Origin of the sequence: Chitinophaga arvensicola (genome assembly GCF_900110835.1) — a bacterium.
GTDB classification, from domain to species: domain Bacteria; phylum Bacteroidota; class Bacteroidia; order Chitinophagales; family Chitinophagaceae; genus Chitinophaga; species Chitinophaga arvensicola.
The window spans coordinates 1,022,424-1,041,049 of sequence record NZ_FOJG01000001.1; the positions used below are offsets into that span (position 1 = coordinate 1,022,424).

Below are 18,626 nucleotides of genomic sequence, written 5' to 3' on the forward strand. Positions count from 1 at the left end.
GGTTAAGAAATTCCCGGTCCGGCGGTGCCGGTAGGGCGAATGGTGACTCTTTTGCTGAGTTGGAGGGAAGAAAGGGAAGGGTGGTGAGTTGAAACTCCAACCAATGCAGGTTCCGGCACCGGTTGTTCAACCAAATTGGAGGGAGGTGTAAGGGAGGATGTTTCGGAGAGTGTAGTCTGCTGTTGAGCCTGTTCGGCCTCGGCCTGTTGGGCTAATTTTACGACAAGGGCAGCATGTTGAGTACGGAGAGCGGATAACTCCGGTTCCTTTTCAAAGGGTCGATCTACCATTTGTGAGAGGACGGCGGCACGATCATTACCTTTATCAATACGTTGCTGATGCTGAGAAATCAAATCAGTTAACCGGTCCAGGGCAAAGAGGAAATACCGGGCAGCCAGCTTTAAGTTAGAGAAGTTGGGAATGCCGTTAGTGACAGAATATTTAAGACCGGTATGAGGGCTTTTTGCAAATAAGCGGTTAGGCGGCGTGTCGATCTTACCTTCATTGCCTCCAATGGCGACCATAGAAAAACCATAAAGCGTGCCTATCTCTCGTTCTTGTCCTTTGATAATGGACGCGTCATAGATTTGCTGAAGAAAATATTTACCTATTTCTTCGGGGTCTTTGCTGGCAATGGGAATGACAACCTGGTTAACGCGGTTATTTTCGCTATCAAATCGTACCGCGCTATCGAAGCACTCTTTGTCGGTAACCAATTTCTGACAGGCCGACACTTCAGCTTCCAGATTCTTTTTCAGATATACCAATTCAAAGCGGGCATTAGCAGCCTCGCGGCTTTGAGCAGCCTTGTAGACTTGTAGCATCATGATCTGGCGCTCAACTTTACTTTTTTCAAGCAAATCAGTGTTACCGGAAAGCACGGCAACGTAAGCGGCGTAATTAATAGTGCCTTCAGCATCCATTACACCTTCATCAAAAGACCTTACGGAGATATTGGAGGCGCGGGTTTGATATAAAAACTCGTCTTTTAGTTTAAGCAGGTTGAATTTGAAAGCATCCAATGATCCAACTACCGCATATATAAAGGAGCGTACTTTGTTGCCGTATTTGGCGGCGATCATATTGCCGGGCCTTCTCATGCGTCCTGTGCGCTGCCGCAAATCCGTTGGCCGATATGGAATATCGAGGTGATGTGTGGCAATAAGGCGCCGCTGAAAGTTATTGCCAGTGCCGGCTTTGTAAGTGCTGCCGATAAGTACGCGAATATGGCCTTCGTTAACAGCCTTCTTATTTTTGTCCTTACTCTTATCCGACCAGTCGTGGATAAAAGAAATCTCTTTGGCCGGCAGGCCATGTACTTCCACCAGCACGCGCTTTAACTCGTCGTAAACATTAAACTGGTCAGGTTTGGGTACACCCAAATCGGAAAACACAAGCTGTACGCCGCGGTCAGGGCTGGTTTCACGATAGATAGCAGCAATGTTGGTGGCAGCGATATTGATCTTATTGCCAGGATGTTCATCATAGAGCAACTCATTGATCAGCCGCATGTCCAGTGACATCTTCTGCGCATAGGTGGTGGCTAGTAGCATTCGGGCAGCATCCTGATCGCCGGTGGCTCCTCGCAGTAGCCGCAACTGACTGGCATTACCAGTTTCCGCAAATACCACAAGTTTCTTTATGAACTCCGCCTGGTCAGGGGTCGGCTGAATATCAATTAGCTTTTCTTCAATTGTAGGAAGCGCAATACCAGCCTGCTCGGCAGTTTTATGCTCTGCAATTTCATTATAGGTTTTTAGCAGCTCTGGTATTTTGATAAAATGCCGGTAACGTGCTTTGGACTTAATGGCTCCGGTAACGCTAATTTCAAATTCCGATGATTGTTTGGCATATACAGCGGCCCATCCATCGAAATTTTCAAGTTGCTGGCGGGCCAGCTCCCTGGGGCGTAGGTATTTAAAAATCAAGTAAAGTTCAGTCAAACTGTTACTGAGCGGCGTGGCCGTAAGGAATGTGGCTTGCAGATCCTTGCCCTTACTTTCCTGTAAAGTGCGCAGCGCCATTAACAGGCTCCATGCTTTCTGCGAACCATCCGGGTTACCCAGTCCGGCTACCCGGTTATGCCGGGTGGTAAAGCCGAGATTTTTAAAATGATGGGATTCATCCAAAAAGATATGACCGATATTGAGGTCATCAAAGAAAATATCTTTATCCGTACGGGACTTAATGCGCTCCATTGTATATTTCAACCGCCCCGAAAGGTTGTCTTTGCGGCGTTCAAGACCTTTGAGCATCTTTTTGGAAATGTCACCGCCTAATTCGGTAACTGTACTCAAATCTTTACTGACCATCCTCAGCTCATGACGCAGGATCTTTTGCTGTATATCTAGGCTCTGATCCAATTTGAGGAATTGGTCATGAGTAATTATCACAGCTTCCCAATTGCCGTTCTTGATTTCGAACAGCATTCGTTGACGCTCTTTAGGGGTGAAGTCATCTTTGCCGGCAAAAAGGATTTTTGCATTGGGATAGGCACTACGGTACTCCTGGGCAATTGCCGTAATGTTGGATTTTAATCCGAGAATGAGGTTTTTGGTACTTAGCTTCAGCCGCGCCATCTCATGAGATGCCATCGCCGCTATGAGTGTTTTGCCAAGGCCGGTATCGTAGTCGATCACGCCCCCCTCCTGTGACATCACACGCCATACGGCATCCCGCTGGATGGGTCTTATTTCGGGATAACCGAGTGCATTGAGGTCAAGGTCTATAAAATTCAAATGGCTTCCGTCATAGTTGCGCAGCACGACGGAGTTATATATTCGATTATAACGGGTCTCCATATCCAGCTTCACCTCAACGCTTTGCAAATTGAGCCATGTCTTAAATCCTTCCCGAATAGTTTCGATCTTCTGGAATGCCAGCGCGTTGGCCTCCGCGTCTGGTATACGACGGTCGGAAATGTCTTTATAGGTAAAGTGAGGATAGGTGTTTTCAAGGGCATGTTCGAAAGTCGTTGAACCATACATCACCTCCCCGTCACGGGTTCGTACAGCATATTCTTCCAGAATTTTGCCGTTGCGAGAACTGGGAACCACTTTAAAGGTGTCCATTGATTCAAAATAGTGAACCGTCGTTTCTACATCGAATACGGAAGAGGCGTATTGATCATAATATTGTCGGGGTATCCAACGTTCGCCAAGGTTAAAATCAAGTATCTCAAAAGGTACTGACTCTGGTTGAACAAGGGTGATAGCTTGCAGGGAGCGTTGCAGTTCACTATCTCCAGGGTTTCCTTTCAATGCGTCGGTGACTCTCTCCATCTTTTCCACCACATTTCCGCTTAGGTATTCTTCACTGGTTACAAATGCTTTCTTCGCCGGATCGAAATAGACCTTATCACCCAATGCTTCTCGTACCAGTTCAGGGTCAAGGCCGCATAGTGAACTCATATACTTCAAATCCACCCTGCCCCGTTGGTTCAAACACACCGGTAAGGTATCGGCCGCATTATAATAGTCCAACAATGCTGCCTTACGAATAGAAACTGGCTCCCGAAATATATCGGAACGTACAAAACCATCGGAGGTCCTTACCTCCAAAGAGGAAAGCATTTCAAAGCCGAAGGCATCATTGAGCACTAGCCTCTTATTGTCATCACTGTTGAAAACCCCGTACTGGTCTACAAACCTCTGGTAGATGCTATTTAGCCGGTGGCGGGAATCATCCATCGGAAGTTGAAGCTCCGCCTCGTTACGATAAATAAAATGATAACTATCCCGCAGGTCGATGTATGCTCTGAGCTTTTTCTCATCTTCAGCGGTAGTAAATAAGGGGGAGAACTCCGCAGTATTGGTTTCGTGCTCCACTTTACTGAGATGACCTATTTTACCGTGATGCTCCACCAGCATCCCATTTTTATAGTTTGGCTCAACCTTCCCGTACTGGTGGTAATAAGGAACGGAAGGTTTACTCAGCCCCTCTGTTGCATTAAGACCAAAGTTGTGTTCGAGGCTACGGTCACCGTTATATATAAAGGTGTTGGGGTAAGCCTCCAATTTCTTTTTTAGGGTTTCCAGGGACTTTAGCAGTTGGCTACCAGACTGCCATTTGTCTGAAACGGAGATACCTCCGAGATTGGAGTATAGTTTATAGAGGTAAAGATTTTTGGTTAGGGTCTTTGCTTTTAGTAGTACAATGCTATCGTGCTCTGGTCTATCAGTGGTAGACAGTTTTGCCGCGATACTGGCTGTACGGGCATCGACCAAGCTACGATCATTTTTATTCAAGTAAGGTTGCGCCAGATCGGACTGCCCGGCGAAATCTGCATCGAACATGCCTAGTTGGGTAGATGAAGCGGCAGTAGCCACTGCTGGCGGTGGAGGCAGATAGATGAGCTTTTGGTCAGTCGCCGGTTTGGGAGCCACTTGATGAATCGCCTTAAATGTTGCCAGCTGGAAACGTTCTTTAAGATCGGCGGAAAGCAATTCGGTCAACTTACCGGCCATTATAGCCATATCTCCATCCTGGAAATTGCCCGCAGATGGCTTTCCATATTGGTTATGGGAGGCGACTTGCCGGTCACCGAGTACCACATTGGGGTGGCGGTCCAGGTATGCGTTGTAATGAAACTCACCGTTTTCATTGGAGCGAATAAGAGAAGTGGAAAGCAGCAACTCTTCGTCTGTAAGCGAGGCTTTATTACTGTTCTTCTGCACAACCAGTAAGTGCATGGAAGCCAGTACGCCGGCTGATTCCATTAGATTATCAGGTAGTACCGCTACACTAACAAAATCAGCAGATTTAAACAGATATTGGCGTGCGTCCTCATTGCCTGGGCTATTTAAAAAGCCAGCAGTGGTGATAAAGGCCAGCATACCTCCATCTGGCAAATGGTCCAGCCCTTTGACAAAAAAGTAATTATGAATTTTGTTGGTAAGGATACCACGGGGGAAATTTCTATCGAACACCCCATATGCGCCAAAAGGCGTATTGGAGATAATCAGATCATGATAAGGAGTTGCAGCTACGTTCACCTCTTCAAAGCCGATGATATGTACCTGCGATTTTACAGGCCATGAGCTGGATATAGCCTTCAAAACATACCCGGAGATAATATCTTTTTCTACGGCAGTAATGGATACCAGGGTAGGAAAATGCTCAATGGCCTTTTTGATGAAGATCCCAGCTCCCGCCGATGGCTCCAGCATATGAGAAGGGGAGATACCATTTTGAGATAGGGCTTTGTAAATAGCCTCCGGAATAATAGGTGGTGTATAAAATGCAGAGAGGGCACTAGACCGGATGGATTCGCATACGTCCTTATATTGCTCATCGGAAAAGTGAATACCGATCGTATTATAAAGCTGATGAATCTGGCGGTAGTATTGCATATCGTTGGTAGAAGCCCCCTGCTTTAACCAACTCTCTTCTGAGTCTGGACCATATAAAACCTGCTTTACCGCGCCGAACCCCTGGTACTTCTCTAATTCCTGCACCATCGCAGGGGTAACCTGGTTACCCCTACGGTGCAAGAGAGCGTACCTGATGGCCAGGCGGTTCTGCTCTATTATATGGCTGATTGAAACACTCATTATTTATTTGGATAGGCGGTATTCCAAAATGGCGACAACGATTTGTTTTTCGAACTGACCATGTGGGCTGTCCAGGTAATCGAACCCGTAACTTTCCATGATCGGTTCACAGAGTGTTATCAGGTTCATGATCTCATATTGGAGAATGCCTGCTTCCCTGAGTTTATCAGCCCAGGTGCCAAACTTTGTGGCGACTATGGATTGTAGGTAATCGTATTTACTGGGGCCAAGAGATTGGGCCATAGCCTCGATACCCAGCTTGAGAATAGTAGACTGATCGGCACCCTGCTGTATAAGTGTATTGACATACGGCGTTACAAATCCCCTGCAATCATCCAGGTAACGGCTAAACAGGTTGTTGGCCTGAAGTGCCAGTGCGTAGTCCGGATAGTGAGCTTGCAGATGCTCTTTAAATTGTCCGAGAAGAATGTCAACCATTTTATGATTTATTTAGGGTGAAAAAATGCGAGAATAAAAAGGGCCGCGTAGGTTGCAGGTATGTGAAGCAACTGTGTAAAACGCGGCCCTAACCCAACTACCAATTGATTGGCTTAGAAGTGTGAACACCTCCACAAGCGATCCACAAGTCCGTTTAAGGAAAAGAAAAAGAAAGGAAGGCTGCCAGGACGCAATAGCGCCGGTTTCTGAGCGTGCTTGTTATCGTTGTTCCATTCGATAAATCCATCCAGCTAACTTTAGGACAGCATACCTCATAAGGCAACCTTCCCCTTTGGGAAAAGCCCATCCCTCAATAGGCGTTTTCCCGTCCCTCCTAACTTCCGTTTAGTATTTTTGTCTGCAATGCCCGTACAGCAGGCCATTTGCATAATCAGGTGATATTGAAAAATCCCTTTAAAAAGGCCGAAACCGCAATAAGAAATACGCAGCTTCCCAGCCATGCAGCGGCGCTTTTACCAGTATCCTGATCCCCCGAGTTCCATTTTTGATAAACCTTTACCGCTCCAACAATGCCACATACTGCACCAACGGCATACATAAGATTAATTCCCAGGGAGAAATAGCCCGTAACCTCTTTGGTGGCAGATTCAAAGCCCTTTTTGCCACCAGCCGATGCCTGCCCGAAACTTGCCATTCGGCAAACCAGTAACAGCAGTAGTATTTGAAAACGGAGCCAGTATTTTTTAAAAGCGAATGATATTTTATTGTTGATCGCACAAGTTCTTTTCATCGTGAGTGAGATTGTGGTATGAACTGGCCACCGGGGCAAGGCGCACCCCCTCGCTTTGCCTATAGACATGGCAATCACTTGCCACCCATTCCGGCAGCCTGGTCCATACACGTTTTTAAAATGCTGTAAACTTTTCTGGCAATAACCTCCCGATACGTTAAAGCGAATAGCCGTAACCGTTAGTTATATGAGCAAAAAAGGGGGTTAGTGACGCGCCCGTTTAGGCGAGCCAAAGAGTATCTGTTTCTGCTTTTGTAAGTGTGATATTATAGTTCTGCTGAGCCTGTCGCTCAATCAGATTATGGATAGCTACTTTAAACGGCAGGCGGTTCAAGGAGGTGAACCGGGATACTTCTGGTTTAAGTAGTGTAATGAGTTGTTCTTTATCCTCAACGGCGACATTATTGGTGAAGATTTCATTGATCTTTTCTGCGAGGGCTTCCAGATCATCAAATACGCCATCTTCAAATTCAGCTTCAGTGTCAGATTCTTCTACTTCTTCGTCTGTTTGTTCTTCATCATCTACGACCGGTGCTTCATCATCATTTAAAAGTGATTGCTGCACAGTGGGTGCTTTTTCAACTTCCTGGACGCTCCATATACGTTTGGAAGCCTGTTCTTCTTCTTCAGGAGGCGATTTGCCCAGAAGTACATCTTTGTAGACATATACGCCCCATACTAAGGCCGCTATTCCGAATACAATCCAGAACTGCAACCAACTGACTGAGCCAAGGAATGATAAAAGCATAGATTTCGTTTTTTGTTTTTTGAGTTACTTTTCTGTTGTTGAAACAAAATAACGACATCATGCAACCGAAAAATAACAGGAAATGTCAGGCGATAGAAATAAAGTTTATGCCGCATGCAAATCATCTTCATCCATCCGCCTCATAAGGGCATTACGAAGCGCGTCCAGGAAAGGTGTTCGGTTTTTTTTGCGCAGTCGGCAATTTTCATACATCTTGTAAATGTTAGCCATGTCAATGTTGAACACAACACTTAAAAAATCAGTAATTTTTCCGATCTCCGGTTTTGCCTGATTAAAAACTCCATACTCCTGGAGAGCGTATATCAGCTCCACCAGTGCTGCCTTAGAAGCAGTCCATTGCAGGCTGTTTTCTGTTTTGACACCATCAGGCGCCAAGCATTCAACTTTAGAAAGCTGGCTTAATAGGTATTTTTCCGTCTCCTCATATCCTTTAAATCGCGCAAGGATAACGGATACAGGCGCTATTTTGCCACTCACTATCCACAAAGGATCTTCCGGAAATAAGTAGTTAATCGTTTTATTATTGACGGAAAAAAAGGCGCCGTCCATATTATCGGCATCCAACCGGAAGTAATCACTTAGCATCCAATGAGAGGCTCGGTAGGCATCCATTTTTCTTATCCAGCTTTCATAGTGCACCCTAATCCTGGACGCGGGGCCAACTGGTTTATTAAGATGAATTTCCTGTAGGTCGGAGAAGTGATAGTAATAACCGAAGATGATGGGGATGTGAATCTTGTAAGCGGCAATCTGATCTGCCTGCGCTACGTCGGCCATACCTTTACAGAGGTCAAGGGCGTCCTGGCAGGCAGTAAGACAGATATGCCGACATTGAATAATGGAGCTGAGATCATTGGGGTCTTTGATCTTTTTGAGGTGTTCGGCCAGATCAGTAGCCTGTTGAGAAAGAAGGTGTACCATGTCTTTGCTATTTAAAAGCAAAGAGCGCTATTACAAACCGGGGAAAAAATGGAGACGGGTTGTACAACCGAGGGTACTATATTGATTTTCAGTCAATACTATTTTCAAAAATCTCTATGTTTAAACTTTAGGTTGGACACCAATTGGGGTATTACAGAATAAGATAAGACCAAACTATGATAGACCGAACATTTTGTTTTGCAGTAACATTCTACCGCGATGTGTACATTGACGCAATCATCAGACTACATAATGCTATTGGCAACATAGCTGGCTTTCATTAAATTCGCGCTCCTGTGGTGAAACTATCCCTCACAGCACAGGATGAAACTTTGATTACAACGAGATTTTAATACGATATTTAGTAGCAATTATTTAGTTTGCTTAGCCCATTAAATTAAACCTCCAATGAAAAAGGCTTACGTCGCATTGTTGGTGCTTATCCTACCGCTGTTCGGTGGCTTTTCATGCTGGAAGCCATCGGTTATTAGCCGCGAGTGGCCATATCCACTTGGCTGGATACCTGATTCTCTTCGAACAAGAGCCTATTATTTCGGTTACAGGCAATACGAAGGAGGATACACGGGAGATTACCAGACCTTTAGGTTTGAACCCTACTTATATATCGTTAATGTCACTGATAGTATAGGAACACGATCCAAAATAAACAAGGAAGCCAGGAAATTCTGCGACTCTGTGCTTTACGATCAAAAAAACAACTACGAACTTTTAACATTTACCCCCCTTCAGTTTAAAGTATTTTACATCGAATCTACAACAGGGATATTAACCGAAGGTGCCAGCTACACCTTCGACTTACGTAATTATCCATTTAATTAAAGCCTCCTTCCTACTTGAGTAATATTAGCAGCAATGGAAGGTAAATTTTATACCGAAGTGAAGTTACGGTGCTTTAAAAAAAATCCCGGCACCAAAAGGTGCCAGGGAGAGTTTAGGTACACGTCCAACGACGTGAATACCATTTACCTTATCGTTATTTCATAAACCTTCTAAATGGAAGGTAAAGTCAGGGTAACGATTTATAATACAAAAGATATTTAAAATAGCCATTGCATCCAAAATTAATCGCTCCACTGTTTTCTTAAAAGGATTTGAAAGTAAAAGCAAATAGGATACTATGGCCGCAGCTCTTTGGTAGTAGATCCTGAGAATACGGCGACCTTGTGAGAGGATAAGCATTGATTACAAACTGTCGTAAAATCAGTCATTGAACAACTGGCGCCGGACAAACGATTAAGCAAAGGCATACGTCTTGCTCAAAGGGGATTGCTATGGGTAGCGAAATCAAGGAAGCAGATAACCATTACATCCACATTTCTTTCACCTCATCCTATTTCATTCCAATCAGGTAAGATTCAATGCGGGGCTTATTCCTATATGCAACTGGTATTTTCAGATTACCAGCCACTAACAAGTGGCCGTCTCTATGGTATCCATTCACATGGCGAACAGATACCATGTAGCTTTTATGAGTACGCAGAAATCCGCGCCCGGAAAGAAGTTCTTCATAATCCTTCAATGGCTTTTTTACATTTATTGTCCTACCATCAACAAGATGAAATAAGGTGCCGTCGCCCGCTTCAATGTAAACTATGTCCTCGATGTTAACCATATGCAGAAACGACGTATCCGGCAATGCGATCTTATTGGGGAGCGCCTTATTAATAAATGCCTGCTCGGCCTGCGATACCTGTTGACTGCGAACTTCTCTCATGCCGAGTGCTTTCTCCAGACTGATAGCCAGTTCTTCATCATCTACTGGCTTTAATAAGTAATCAAGCGCCGAATATTTAATAGCATGTAGGGCATGTTCCTGGTAAGCAGTGGTGAAAATAACCTTAAAGGGGATGGGGGAAAAGGCCCGTAGAATATCAAAGCCAGTGCCGTCCAGTAGCATAATGTCGAGGAATATAAGGTCTGGAGTGGTAGCAGGCAATACTACCAATGCTTCCTTTACACTCCCAGCAATTGCCAACACTATAAAATCCGGATGCTTTTCGATAAGGAGCTGTAAATCGGCGCTAATGGTGGGTTGATCTTCTATGATTACCACCCTGATTGATGACGAACCGTTCATAGGATAACATTTTATTCATGATTTTCCAATATCATCAGGTAGTGGGAAAATAGTATCAATGCAGACAGCTTTGTTTAAGCCAACGGCCAGATGACGACATGGTGTATGGGTTACTCTATGAATATAACGCATTTTCTTAACCCTTCGGCTACCTTTCGCAATTCTTAATATTATCACGGTAAGGCTGTGACTGCTTTAACCGCGCCAAGTCAACATCCATCATAGCTTACTCAGACTCGATGATGATTTGTGCCATAATCTATTTATTGACGCAAACCTATCTCACGGATTGCAGACATACGTTACAAGACTTTCGCGGCATAATGCTCCCAAGGTCCGCTTATTCCACGTTCTTGTCCCGTATGAATCCGTGAGATGACCGGTGCGCAAAAATTTTTGATTATGGAAAACACAAATCATCCCACAGCATCGAATCTGAGTCAGTCTTTTACAGTGCATGTTGACGAATCTGGTTCCTGGTTAAAGGTCACTATAGCCAATCTGATAACATTAAGCCTTACAGAAAGGATTTCCAATGCCTCTTTTAAGAAAGGCAAATATGCCTATTTAGAGTATCCAGACGACGCCTACAAGTTCATCCGGGCCTGGCTTACCGCACATAGCTGCAACAGTGAAGATTTTTCCTACTTTGAATCATTTGTAACCATTCAGAACGATGGTAAGTTCTCCTGGATTAAACGGCTACATCACTACAAACCATAGATACGACATCTATAGTTTTAACAGCTAGTTTCCGACTGGAAACTGGCTGTTTCCCTTTTATACAAAAGGTAACTATAACCATCTGCGGCGCCTGTGCCGGTCAACAGTTGCATCCTCATTTTTATAAGGAATGATCATGGTCACCCTTACGCCTCGATCCACCCCTATTTCGTTATGATCCACCTGCAGGACTGCTTTTTTTCCAGTTTGTTTGCCCAAAACTCGTAACCGATCTGCCGTGATCGTGGCGGCATGTGGTTGACCGTCATCGACGATTAAAGGGGCTTTAAGACCATTCCCATTGTCCTGGATGGTGCAGCGTAAAACGGCGTTTTCCTTTTCTATTTTTACGCTGATGTGCCCACGGCGGTCAGCCAGTTTGCTGATCCCATGAACGATTGCATTTTCGACAATGGGTTGAATAAGCATCGGCGGGATCATCACCACGTCGGACTCATAACCATCATAGACTTCTATTTCATAATCAAAACGATCCCCTTCATGAATTTTTCGCATACCAATATAGCTGTGCAATGCCTCCACTTCGTCATTGAGCCGCACATAGTTAGCGTTGGCATTGACCAAGCTAATCCGCAGGAGCTTTGCTAGTTTTGCCAGATAGTCAGCGGCTTTAGTATTTTCCCGCATATATGCTTTTAATACAGATAGAGCATTAAACAGGAAATGCGGATCTATTTGAGTTCGCAATAACCGTAGGTAAAGAGATTGCTGTTCGGATTGCAAGTCAGACTGTCGCTTACGGGCCAGTAAGTAAAGAAGAATAATGCCGAATAAACTGCCGACGATTACCAGTATGAGAGACGTTAGCCGCTGCCGGCTTACCTGTTCTGATAGCCGCTTTTCCCGATCCAAACTGGAAATGCGCTCATCCTTTATCCTGACCTGGTACTTGTTTTCCAACTCGTTGGCCTTCTCACGAAAGGAAACGCTGTCCTGTGTTTTGTGGTACTTTAAAGCTGAATCCATAAAAGCATGTGAGCGAGTAAAATCCATTTGCGCAGCTCTGTTTCCGCCATAGAGCGCGTAAGCATCGGCAAGTCCCTGAAATTCTTGCTTATTATAAGATAGACTTATTGCCGTATCCAAGTATATGTTCGACCGCGACAAATTGCCCATCTGCTGATGAGTAACAGCTACAGCATAAAAATAGCTACCGTCCAAATACGCCGTGTCGGAGCGTAATATGTCGATTGCCTGATGATAGAGAGGTAATGCCTTTCCATATTGCTGTTGTTGACGTAGCACTTCCCCTTGATTAAATATGCCAATAGCCTTAAACCGGTCATTAAGATCGGTTTGATTGGCAAGAGCAATCCCCCGGTACTTTTTAACCGAATCAGATTTATTTAAGCCCTCGTAGTAATTGGAAATGTTGGTGGCAAAAATATAAATAATCCGTGGGTGGTGAGTTGTCTGATAGCCTTCCATCCAGTACTTTAAGGCAGTTTTTCCATCCCCCGTTTCATCAAAAAGGCCCGCCATTTGTCCAATGATGGCAATCCTCAAATTAGTATCCAGCTTATCCTTCTGTGCATATACATCCATATTATAACGAATCGCTTTATCGTATTCCTTCATAATGTGATAGTGCATGGCAAGGTCCCTTTTGGCCCACATAACATATTTATTAATGGTATCTTCCTTATCAACAAGGCCCATTGCCTTCTCTATGTATATCCGTGTACTATCCTGCTGTTGATCAGTGTACATAAAAGTGGCGCCTCGTAGCCGCCACCATGTACTGGCTACAGTGTTATCACCCAAGATCATCACTACCGGATAAATACTATCCAAATACCTTCTTGCTGAATCATTTTGACTGTTTAACATAAAAGGAATTATCCTTTGCTGGATTGCAGTAGACAGGCTATCTGTGGAGTCCCTTCTTTGATGGGAAGGTTGTCCACAGGAAATAATTGCCAGCATGGCAATAGCGATGAGGTTTCGCATTGGTTTTGGTTTAAATAGTTAATACTTTAGAAGGGAGATTATGGTCTATTTCGCTACAGGCAATGCTTTAATGGATGGAGCTTGTATTAATCTTATCGAGAAAGTCTTGAAGCAGTTATTTCCAGGCTACGAATTATTTAAAAGCATTCCGCATTTAGTTTCGTTTTTCGTCTACTTGACGACGATATAATCAAAAGTTATACCACATTATAAAATCTGAAGGACTTCTATCGTGAAATCGAAAAGATAGCATCCAAACAAAAAAGCAGGCATTGTGCCTGCTTTTTTTTCTTTGCATGTCAGTTGTTTGAACCGGGAGGTGGTATTGGTGGCGGGTGCGACCCCACCAATTGTTGGTATTCTTTTTCAGTATAGAACTTCCCGTTATATACCCTTATTCCTTCTTTAAGCTCCAGCACTTTCATTGGAACATAATAATCAAAATAGTGGTCCTTGCGCTTTACCGAATTATCGAAGGTGACTGGCCGGTCCATCCCCTCATTGCGGGCTGCTCTGGAGGCCACGCGGACATGCAACCATTCCACTTTGGCATAAGAAACGTATATGGTATAACCCTCCACATCAGGATCGGAGCCGGCCTGGCCTTTCTTAAAAGGAATAACCGTCACCCCGGCTTCCAGCCTTTCACGACAAGTCGAATCGGCCAGCCGGTAAGGATCAAACATCCGGGGAGCTGGCCCCGATACATACTTTACAGTATCGTTCAAGTTAATGCTGGAAAGAATATGCGCCTTTAAAGTGCCAGTTTTGAGTTGTTGGGTAGAGATGAAATAGAAATCATTATCCATCGGCCCATTCGTAATTCTATAAAATGGCTGATCCTTCCCATCCAGTTGGTAAAAGTAGCCATCCGTCACCTCTGTACCGATACACTGAATTTGTTGGTTATAACCAATTGTAGGAGCGCAAAACAATACTAAGAGGATATGTTTCATATAGTTCAATTTAAAAATCATCTTTCGACACCGGAGTAATCATACCAGCCCGGCTATTATCTTTTACATTTAACCTCTGGCTTTCGGTGAGGTTATCGTTGGTCATATCTTTATAGCGCTTGCCAAAATAACCGATCATAGCCGAAATCCCATCGTTGTCAACGGCATTATAAAAGTGGAGGTATTTACCCGTTCCTTTTCCTTTGCTGTCCTTGAGTTCCACGGCGGAAGCATCGAACATGATACAGCCAATGCCATGCGGCAGACCGAGGTTGTGACCAACCTCATGAATAGCGTTACTAATGCTGATCTGAAGAAAATCACCTCCAGGTTTAGATTCAGCATATTTTTTAAGATCGGCCTCATCAAGCGTGATGTCGCGGTTAGTTGCGTGGCCGAGGGTAAGGCTTTCTGGCGAATCGCCCGCATCAGGCTTATTACTGACAGTAACAGTGTTGCCATATTGCAATTGCACTCCGTCTTTAACGGCCAAATCATCGCCGGCTTTTTGTCTGGCATCATCTTTATCTTTGGCTTCGATCGCTTTGAGATCAAAGCGAATGTACACCGTACCATTTTTAGTTTCCACGGCACGGGTCTTTCCATCCTGATTGTATTCGTTGAGCGCTGCCTTGAAAGCTGCCTGCTGCTCTGCGCTCATGTTATAGTAGTAATAGTTGGCAGTTACCACATAGGGGTCATCTTTGGAACCACTGCCCGTAACCACCCCATCTTTGCCGGTTGGATCGGTGACCTGCGCGGGGTTACAAAAGCCATAGGCATATGGGCTGCTCCAGGCATATTTGGCGCCGTTTGGGTCTACAGAATTAAACCGGCCAATCTGCGGGTCAAAGTTACGTGCTCCGTAATCATACCACTCCAGGCTATGGCCAGCAGAAAATTCCTTGGTCTGCTTCTCTTTGGTGTTTACCCCATAATTGCCTGACAACAAGCCGGTTGCCCTGGTAGATAATGCTGCAATGGAGAGGCCATAAGGATAATAATGATTTTCTTCTGTAATAGGCCCCCGCTGGTGGGTGATGGTCAAATTATCAAAGTAAACAAGTTCATTGCTTTCATTGGAGAAATATATATAGGCATACCCATTTCTAGGTACATTGACCGCATTGGACAAACGCAGGTCAATAGTTCCCGGTATATTAGGTGTGTAAGCTACCGGAATCACCACGCTGTTAATGGCATCAAAATGGAACTGTTCATCGAAGAAAAGTACGTGTAAGTATGCCTTTGGCGCACTATTACCGCCGCTGGTGTTGGGCGCTGAATTAAGCAGGCCACCCATCGCCGGGTCAGCGGCCACAGAGCTGGCAATATTGCCAGCGAAAGGTTTTAGGGCATTACTTACCCCACCACTTGAAAGCAGCGCACTACCAAAGGAGGTGATAAAGCTGGTCAGGGGGTTGGCCCCGCCGTTATTGGCATTACCGGTCGTATAATAGTACTGCACGGAAACATGCAACCTCTCATCACCCGGTTTGCCGCCCATGACTTTGAGCAGCTTACCAGCCCCAAAAGCCCCGGTGGACCGCCTTACCAGCATTACCTGGTGTCCATTGGTTGTGGTATCGCCAAAGGCTCCCGGCCTGCTTACTCTCGATGCCGTAACATTGATGGGGCTACCATCCGCTTTCTCATAGAAGGCGTCCTGGGCGGTTACCTCCGCAGATCCGCTACCACCTTCCAGGTTCAGGTCGGGATAGACATCTGTAAATGGTTTGTCGGTGACCACCATCCGCACATTGCCCAAATGGTCTTTCAGGAAGTAATCATAGCTGATCCCTTTGATGTAATCGTGACGGCAAATGCCGTCGGGATGAATAAAGTAGGCAAGGTTCTCAAACTGGTCAGTCGGTTCATTGGGATCGTGATAGCTGCTTTGATAAACGAAATTGTCCACGTAGATATTTTCAGTGGTCAAGACAGGGCTGACTGTCGAATCAATGACCTTCTTTCTAAGTTTGGTGCCACGGGCGTCATAACTATAGATGATCATGCCTTTACCTTTTAGGAAGACGGTATCGGCCAAATTCATGTAATTATAGCTTATCCGGGTTACATCTTTATTCTTATCGTAAGCCAAATTACCATTGCTGTCATACTCATAATCTACCGCTGTTGTGGTTTTGGTGCCGCCCAGGGCGCTCATATATTCTGTCGAGGACCTGAAATCACCCATTCGGGTGGATGTGTCATTAACTCTATCCAGTACCGAAGATAGCTGATTAGAGTAAGGACGATAAGTGTAAAGAAGGGAATCAATAATGCCGCTGGAAGTACCCTGCCAGCCCTTTTGGGTGGCTGTCTTCATGTTGCCGTTGAGGTCATAAGAAAATCCGGCGGAAAAATCTAATCCGGAAGTATTGGAGAAACTCGATCCGGTAAATTGGGAAAACGCAGCCCCGGTCAGGCGGTTGAGCCTGTCGAGCTGGTAGTCATATTTGCGGGTCGCATTATCTCCCATCCCTTTCCAGACGATACCACCAATTGTTCCGTTGTATCGGGCAGTGGCAAAATTTTGAGAGATACCGTTAACTGTCGTTGCCGCCTGGTCGTAAGCCAACTCAAAGCCAAAATACTTAGACTTATCGGTAGAATCTTTGGCGAAGTCGCGGTTCATACCCAGTAACCAACCCCTGACGTTGTAATCATAAAGCTGGGTTTCAATGGGAAGGCCGGTAGTCGCATTTCTGCCAAGCATCCTCTTTTTCAAATGCCCGATCTCATCATACGCATATTCCACCAGCGTCCGGTAATTGTCTGCGTAATTATTAAAGGCGACTTCATCTTTGATAACCCTGCCTAAATCGTCATAGGTGTACCTATAAAACAACCTGTAGGTCAGACCATTAGGCGCCTCTTTGGACGAGGATACGATACAGCGGATCGCCTTACCCACAAAATTGTACTGGAAGGTGGTGGAAGTGCTGGCACCTGTAAAGTTGATGGTTTTATCCTGGATCATCCTGCCTTTATTATCGTAGATGCGGACGGTAGATATGTAGCTGGAGCTACCCAGTACCTTTCGTTTACTCCAGGTGATATTACCGAAGGGTTTGGCATGGGCCACCAAGGGTTCAGCATACTCAGGAGCTGTATAATAGCTTTGATTGATCGTTAAGCTGTTAATGTTGGTGACAGAAAGGCTGGAACTTAACCCTGCGGGTATGTTGTTGTAATCATCATAGTGGCTCACCGTGAGTTCTTCATAGGTGGCACCGCTTAGCGTTGGATATACTAAGGTGTTATAAGCACGTACGGCGTGGTAGGCAAGGTTATTGTTGTCATTAAGCAGCCCCATGCTGGTTTCCCGCCCGAGGGAGTCATATACAAAGTAGCGCCACTTTTTAGTACTTGCCCCCCGAAGGTTACCATCCTGGCTCATCACCATCTGGCCTCTCTGGTTATACACCAGGTAAACTACCGCCACACCGGGATCTTTTTTACGGATGGAGCGGCCCTTACGGTCATATTCATACCGAAACATCTGTTCTGCTGTAATAGCACCACCGAGTGCATCGGCATCCCAGGAGTTCGCACTTAGCAGTTTAACCCCTTCCGGCTGAATCACTGCGCGGAGCCGGTCGAGTTCATCATAGACCATATAGGTACAGGCCCACCCCAGGTGGCCGCTACCGCTACCATTATCCGCATCGGCTGTATATTGTACTTTGCGCAGGATCAGCTTACCCATTTCATCCTTATACTCAATAATTTGGTTACCATGCTCATCACGGGTAATATTTTTGTACAAACTGCCCCCTGGATAGATGGCAATTGTAAAATAGGCGCCGAATTTATCCGTTGAATCCCGCACCTGCCAGATGCGGACGCTATCGGAAACGGTATTGATCCAATAATTTGAAACAGTCCCCCTGCCCGAACCCACCCAATTGCTGCCAGCGGGTAAATACGCGGTGGCTCTATCCAAAGTAGAGGCTTCATAAACGGTTTGGTTATAACCCCAGTTAGGGCCGGAACCAACTTCCAGCCGCGCATTGTAAAACTGGTGTTGTTCCTGGAAAGGGTCACGTTTGAAGCTGCCGTTGTTAGCAGATTCCCCAACACCTCTGTCCAATGCCCGAAAGTGCAGGTAGTCAATGGCCTGACGGCCCTGCTCATCGTAAACAAAACCCTTTACAATATCTGCTGCAGTATCGTTAAAAGGCAATGACCCCTTTCTGACAACTTCCTGTATGGGGCGGCCCAGCCCATCAATGTAAATTGAGGTCATTTTTGCTTCCCGCAAAGCGGCAGACCTTACACTGTCGGCAGTTCCTATGGGGGCTTTGGTTTCCCAACGCCGAACAAAATTGATCTGTCCACTGGGATAAGCATCGGGCAAAGGTTGTTGAGCAAAAGCGGATGAGCTAACAAATAGTAGCCCTGTAATATATCGAATGATGTTTCGCATCTTACTTTTTTTTCA

Annotated in this window: 11 protein-coding genes; 2 read left to right on the top strand and 9 right to left on the bottom strand. The window is 45.3% G+C overall.

Going from position 1 to position 18,626, the window contains the following annotated elements; translation table 11 throughout:
• Positions 1–2 precede the first annotated feature (2 nt).
• The 5 genes from BMW79_RS04425 to BMW79_RS04445 form a co-directional block, all read right to left on the bottom strand.
• Positions 3–5,552, bottom strand: a complete 5,550-nt coding sequence (locus BMW79_RS04425) for a DNA methylase (RefSeq protein ID WP_143059073.1) — start codon at positions 5,550–5,552, stop codon at positions 3–5.
• 3 nt (positions 5,553–5,555) lie between these two features.
• Positions 5,556–5,990 carry a hypothetical protein gene (locus BMW79_RS04430; protein WP_089891090.1) on the bottom strand — a complete coding sequence of 145 codons (435 nt, stop codon included), beginning with the start codon at positions 5,988–5,990 and terminating at the stop codon, positions 5,556–5,558.
• 391 nt (positions 5,991–6,381) lie between these two features.
• Complete coding sequence (locus BMW79_RS04435; protein WP_317042869.1) at positions 6,382–6,810, bottom strand: DUF4134 domain-containing protein; 429 nt, start codon at positions 6,808–6,810, stop codon at positions 6,382–6,384.
• Between the two features lie 151 nt (positions 6,811–6,961).
• Positions 6,962–7,489, bottom strand: coding sequence for a hypothetical protein (locus tag BMW79_RS04440; protein ID WP_089891095.1), 528 nt, complete (start codon positions 7,487–7,489; stop codon positions 6,962–6,964).
• A gap of 105 nt (positions 7,490–7,594) precedes the next feature.
• Positions 7,595–8,431 (bottom strand): RteC domain-containing protein, encoded by an 837-nt coding sequence (locus BMW79_RS04445; RefSeq protein WP_089891097.1) that lies wholly within the window; start codon positions 8,429–8,431, stop codon positions 7,595–7,597.
• A 408-nt stretch (positions 8,432–8,839) separates the two neighbouring features.
• Here BMW79_RS04445 and BMW79_RS04450 point away from each other — a divergent pair, with 408 nt between their 5' ends.
• The gene (locus BMW79_RS04450; RefSeq protein WP_089891100.1) at positions 8,840–9,271 is read left to right on the top strand and encodes a hypothetical protein; all 432 of its coding nucleotides are present in this window, start codon (positions 8,840–8,842) and stop codon (positions 9,269–9,271) included.
• 511 nt (positions 9,272–9,782) lie between these two features.
• Here BMW79_RS04450 and BMW79_RS04455 read toward each other — a convergent pair.
• Positions 9,783–10,529 carry a LytR/AlgR family response regulator transcription factor gene (locus BMW79_RS04455; protein ID WP_089891101.1) on the bottom strand — a complete coding sequence of 249 codons (747 nt, stop codon included), beginning with the start codon at positions 10,527–10,529 and terminating at the stop codon, positions 9,783–9,785.
• A gap of 402 nt (positions 10,530–10,931) precedes the next feature.
• Here BMW79_RS04455 and BMW79_RS04460 point away from each other — a divergent pair, with 402 nt between their 5' ends.
• Entirely contained in the window at positions 10,932–11,252 is a 321-nt protein-coding gene (locus BMW79_RS04460; protein WP_143059074.1) for a hypothetical protein, read from the top strand.
• A gap of 72 nt (positions 11,253–11,324) precedes the next feature.
• On the opposite strand, the gene BMW79_RS04465 is transcribed toward BMW79_RS04460, so the two are convergent.
• The 3 genes from BMW79_RS04465 to BMW79_RS04475 all read right to left on the bottom strand — a co-directional run bounded on the left by BMW79_RS04465 (position 11,325) and on the right by BMW79_RS04475 (position 18,611).
• A complete protein-coding gene (locus BMW79_RS04465) occupies positions 11,325–13,223 on the bottom strand; it encodes a sensor histidine kinase (RefSeq protein ID WP_089891105.1) in 1,899 nt (632 codons plus the stop codon).
• A 299-nt stretch (positions 13,224–13,522) separates the two neighbouring features.
• A complete protein-coding gene (locus BMW79_RS04470) occupies positions 13,523–14,179 on the bottom strand; it encodes a hypothetical protein (protein WP_143059075.1) in 657 nt (218 codons plus the stop codon).
• Positions 14,180–14,189: 10 nt separating this feature from the next.
• On the bottom strand, positions 14,190–18,611 hold the full coding sequence (locus BMW79_RS04475) for a DUF6443 domain-containing protein (RefSeq protein ID WP_089891110.1): 4,422 nt from the start codon (positions 18,609–18,611) through the stop codon (positions 14,190–14,192).
• Positions 18,612–18,626 lie beyond the last annotated feature (15 nt).

What these genes read in the sequence shown, in the direction of transcription:
- BMW79_RS04460 (WP_143059074.1), top strand. Translation starts at nt 10,932, where the DNA reads ATGGAAAACACAAATCATCCCACAGCATCGAATCTGAGTCAGTCTTTT.
- BMW79_RS04455 (WP_089891101.1), bottom strand. Translation starts at nt 10,529, where the DNA reads ATGAACGGTTCGTCATCAATCAGGGTGGTAATCATAGAAGATCAACCC.
- BMW79_RS04435 (WP_317042869.1), bottom strand. Translation starts at nt 6,810, where the DNA reads ATGTCTATAGGCAAAGCGAGGGGGTGCGCCTTGCCCCGGTGGCCAGTT.
- BMW79_RS04440 (WP_089891095.1), bottom strand. Translation starts at nt 7,489, where the DNA reads ATGCTTTTATCATTCCTTGGCTCAGTCAGTTGGTTGCAGTTCTGGATT.
- BMW79_RS04430 (WP_089891090.1), bottom strand. Translation starts at nt 5,990, where the DNA reads ATGGTTGACATTCTTCTCGGACAATTTAAAGAGCATCTGCAAGCTCAC.
- BMW79_RS04470 (WP_143059075.1), bottom strand. Translation starts at nt 14,179, where the DNA reads ATGAAACATATCCTCTTAGTATTGTTTTGCGCTCCTACAATTGGTTAT.
- BMW79_RS04445 (WP_089891097.1), bottom strand. Translation starts at nt 8,431, where the DNA reads ATGGTACACCTTCTTTCTCAACAGGCTACTGATCTGGCCGAACACCTC.
- BMW79_RS04450 (WP_089891100.1), top strand. Translation starts at nt 8,840, where the DNA reads ATGAAAAAGGCTTACGTCGCATTGTTGGTGCTTATCCTACCGCTGTTC.
- BMW79_RS04475 (WP_089891110.1), bottom strand. Translation starts at nt 18,611, where the DNA reads ATGCGAAACATCATTCGATATATTACAGGGCTACTATTTGTTAGCTCA.
- BMW79_RS04465 (WP_089891105.1), bottom strand. Translation starts at nt 13,223, where the DNA reads ATGCGAAACCTCATCGCTATTGCCATGCTGGCAATTATTTCCTGTGGA.
- BMW79_RS04425 (WP_143059073.1), bottom strand. Translation starts at nt 5,552, where the DNA reads ATGAGTGTTTCAATCAGCCATATAATAGAGCAGAACCGCCTGGCCATC.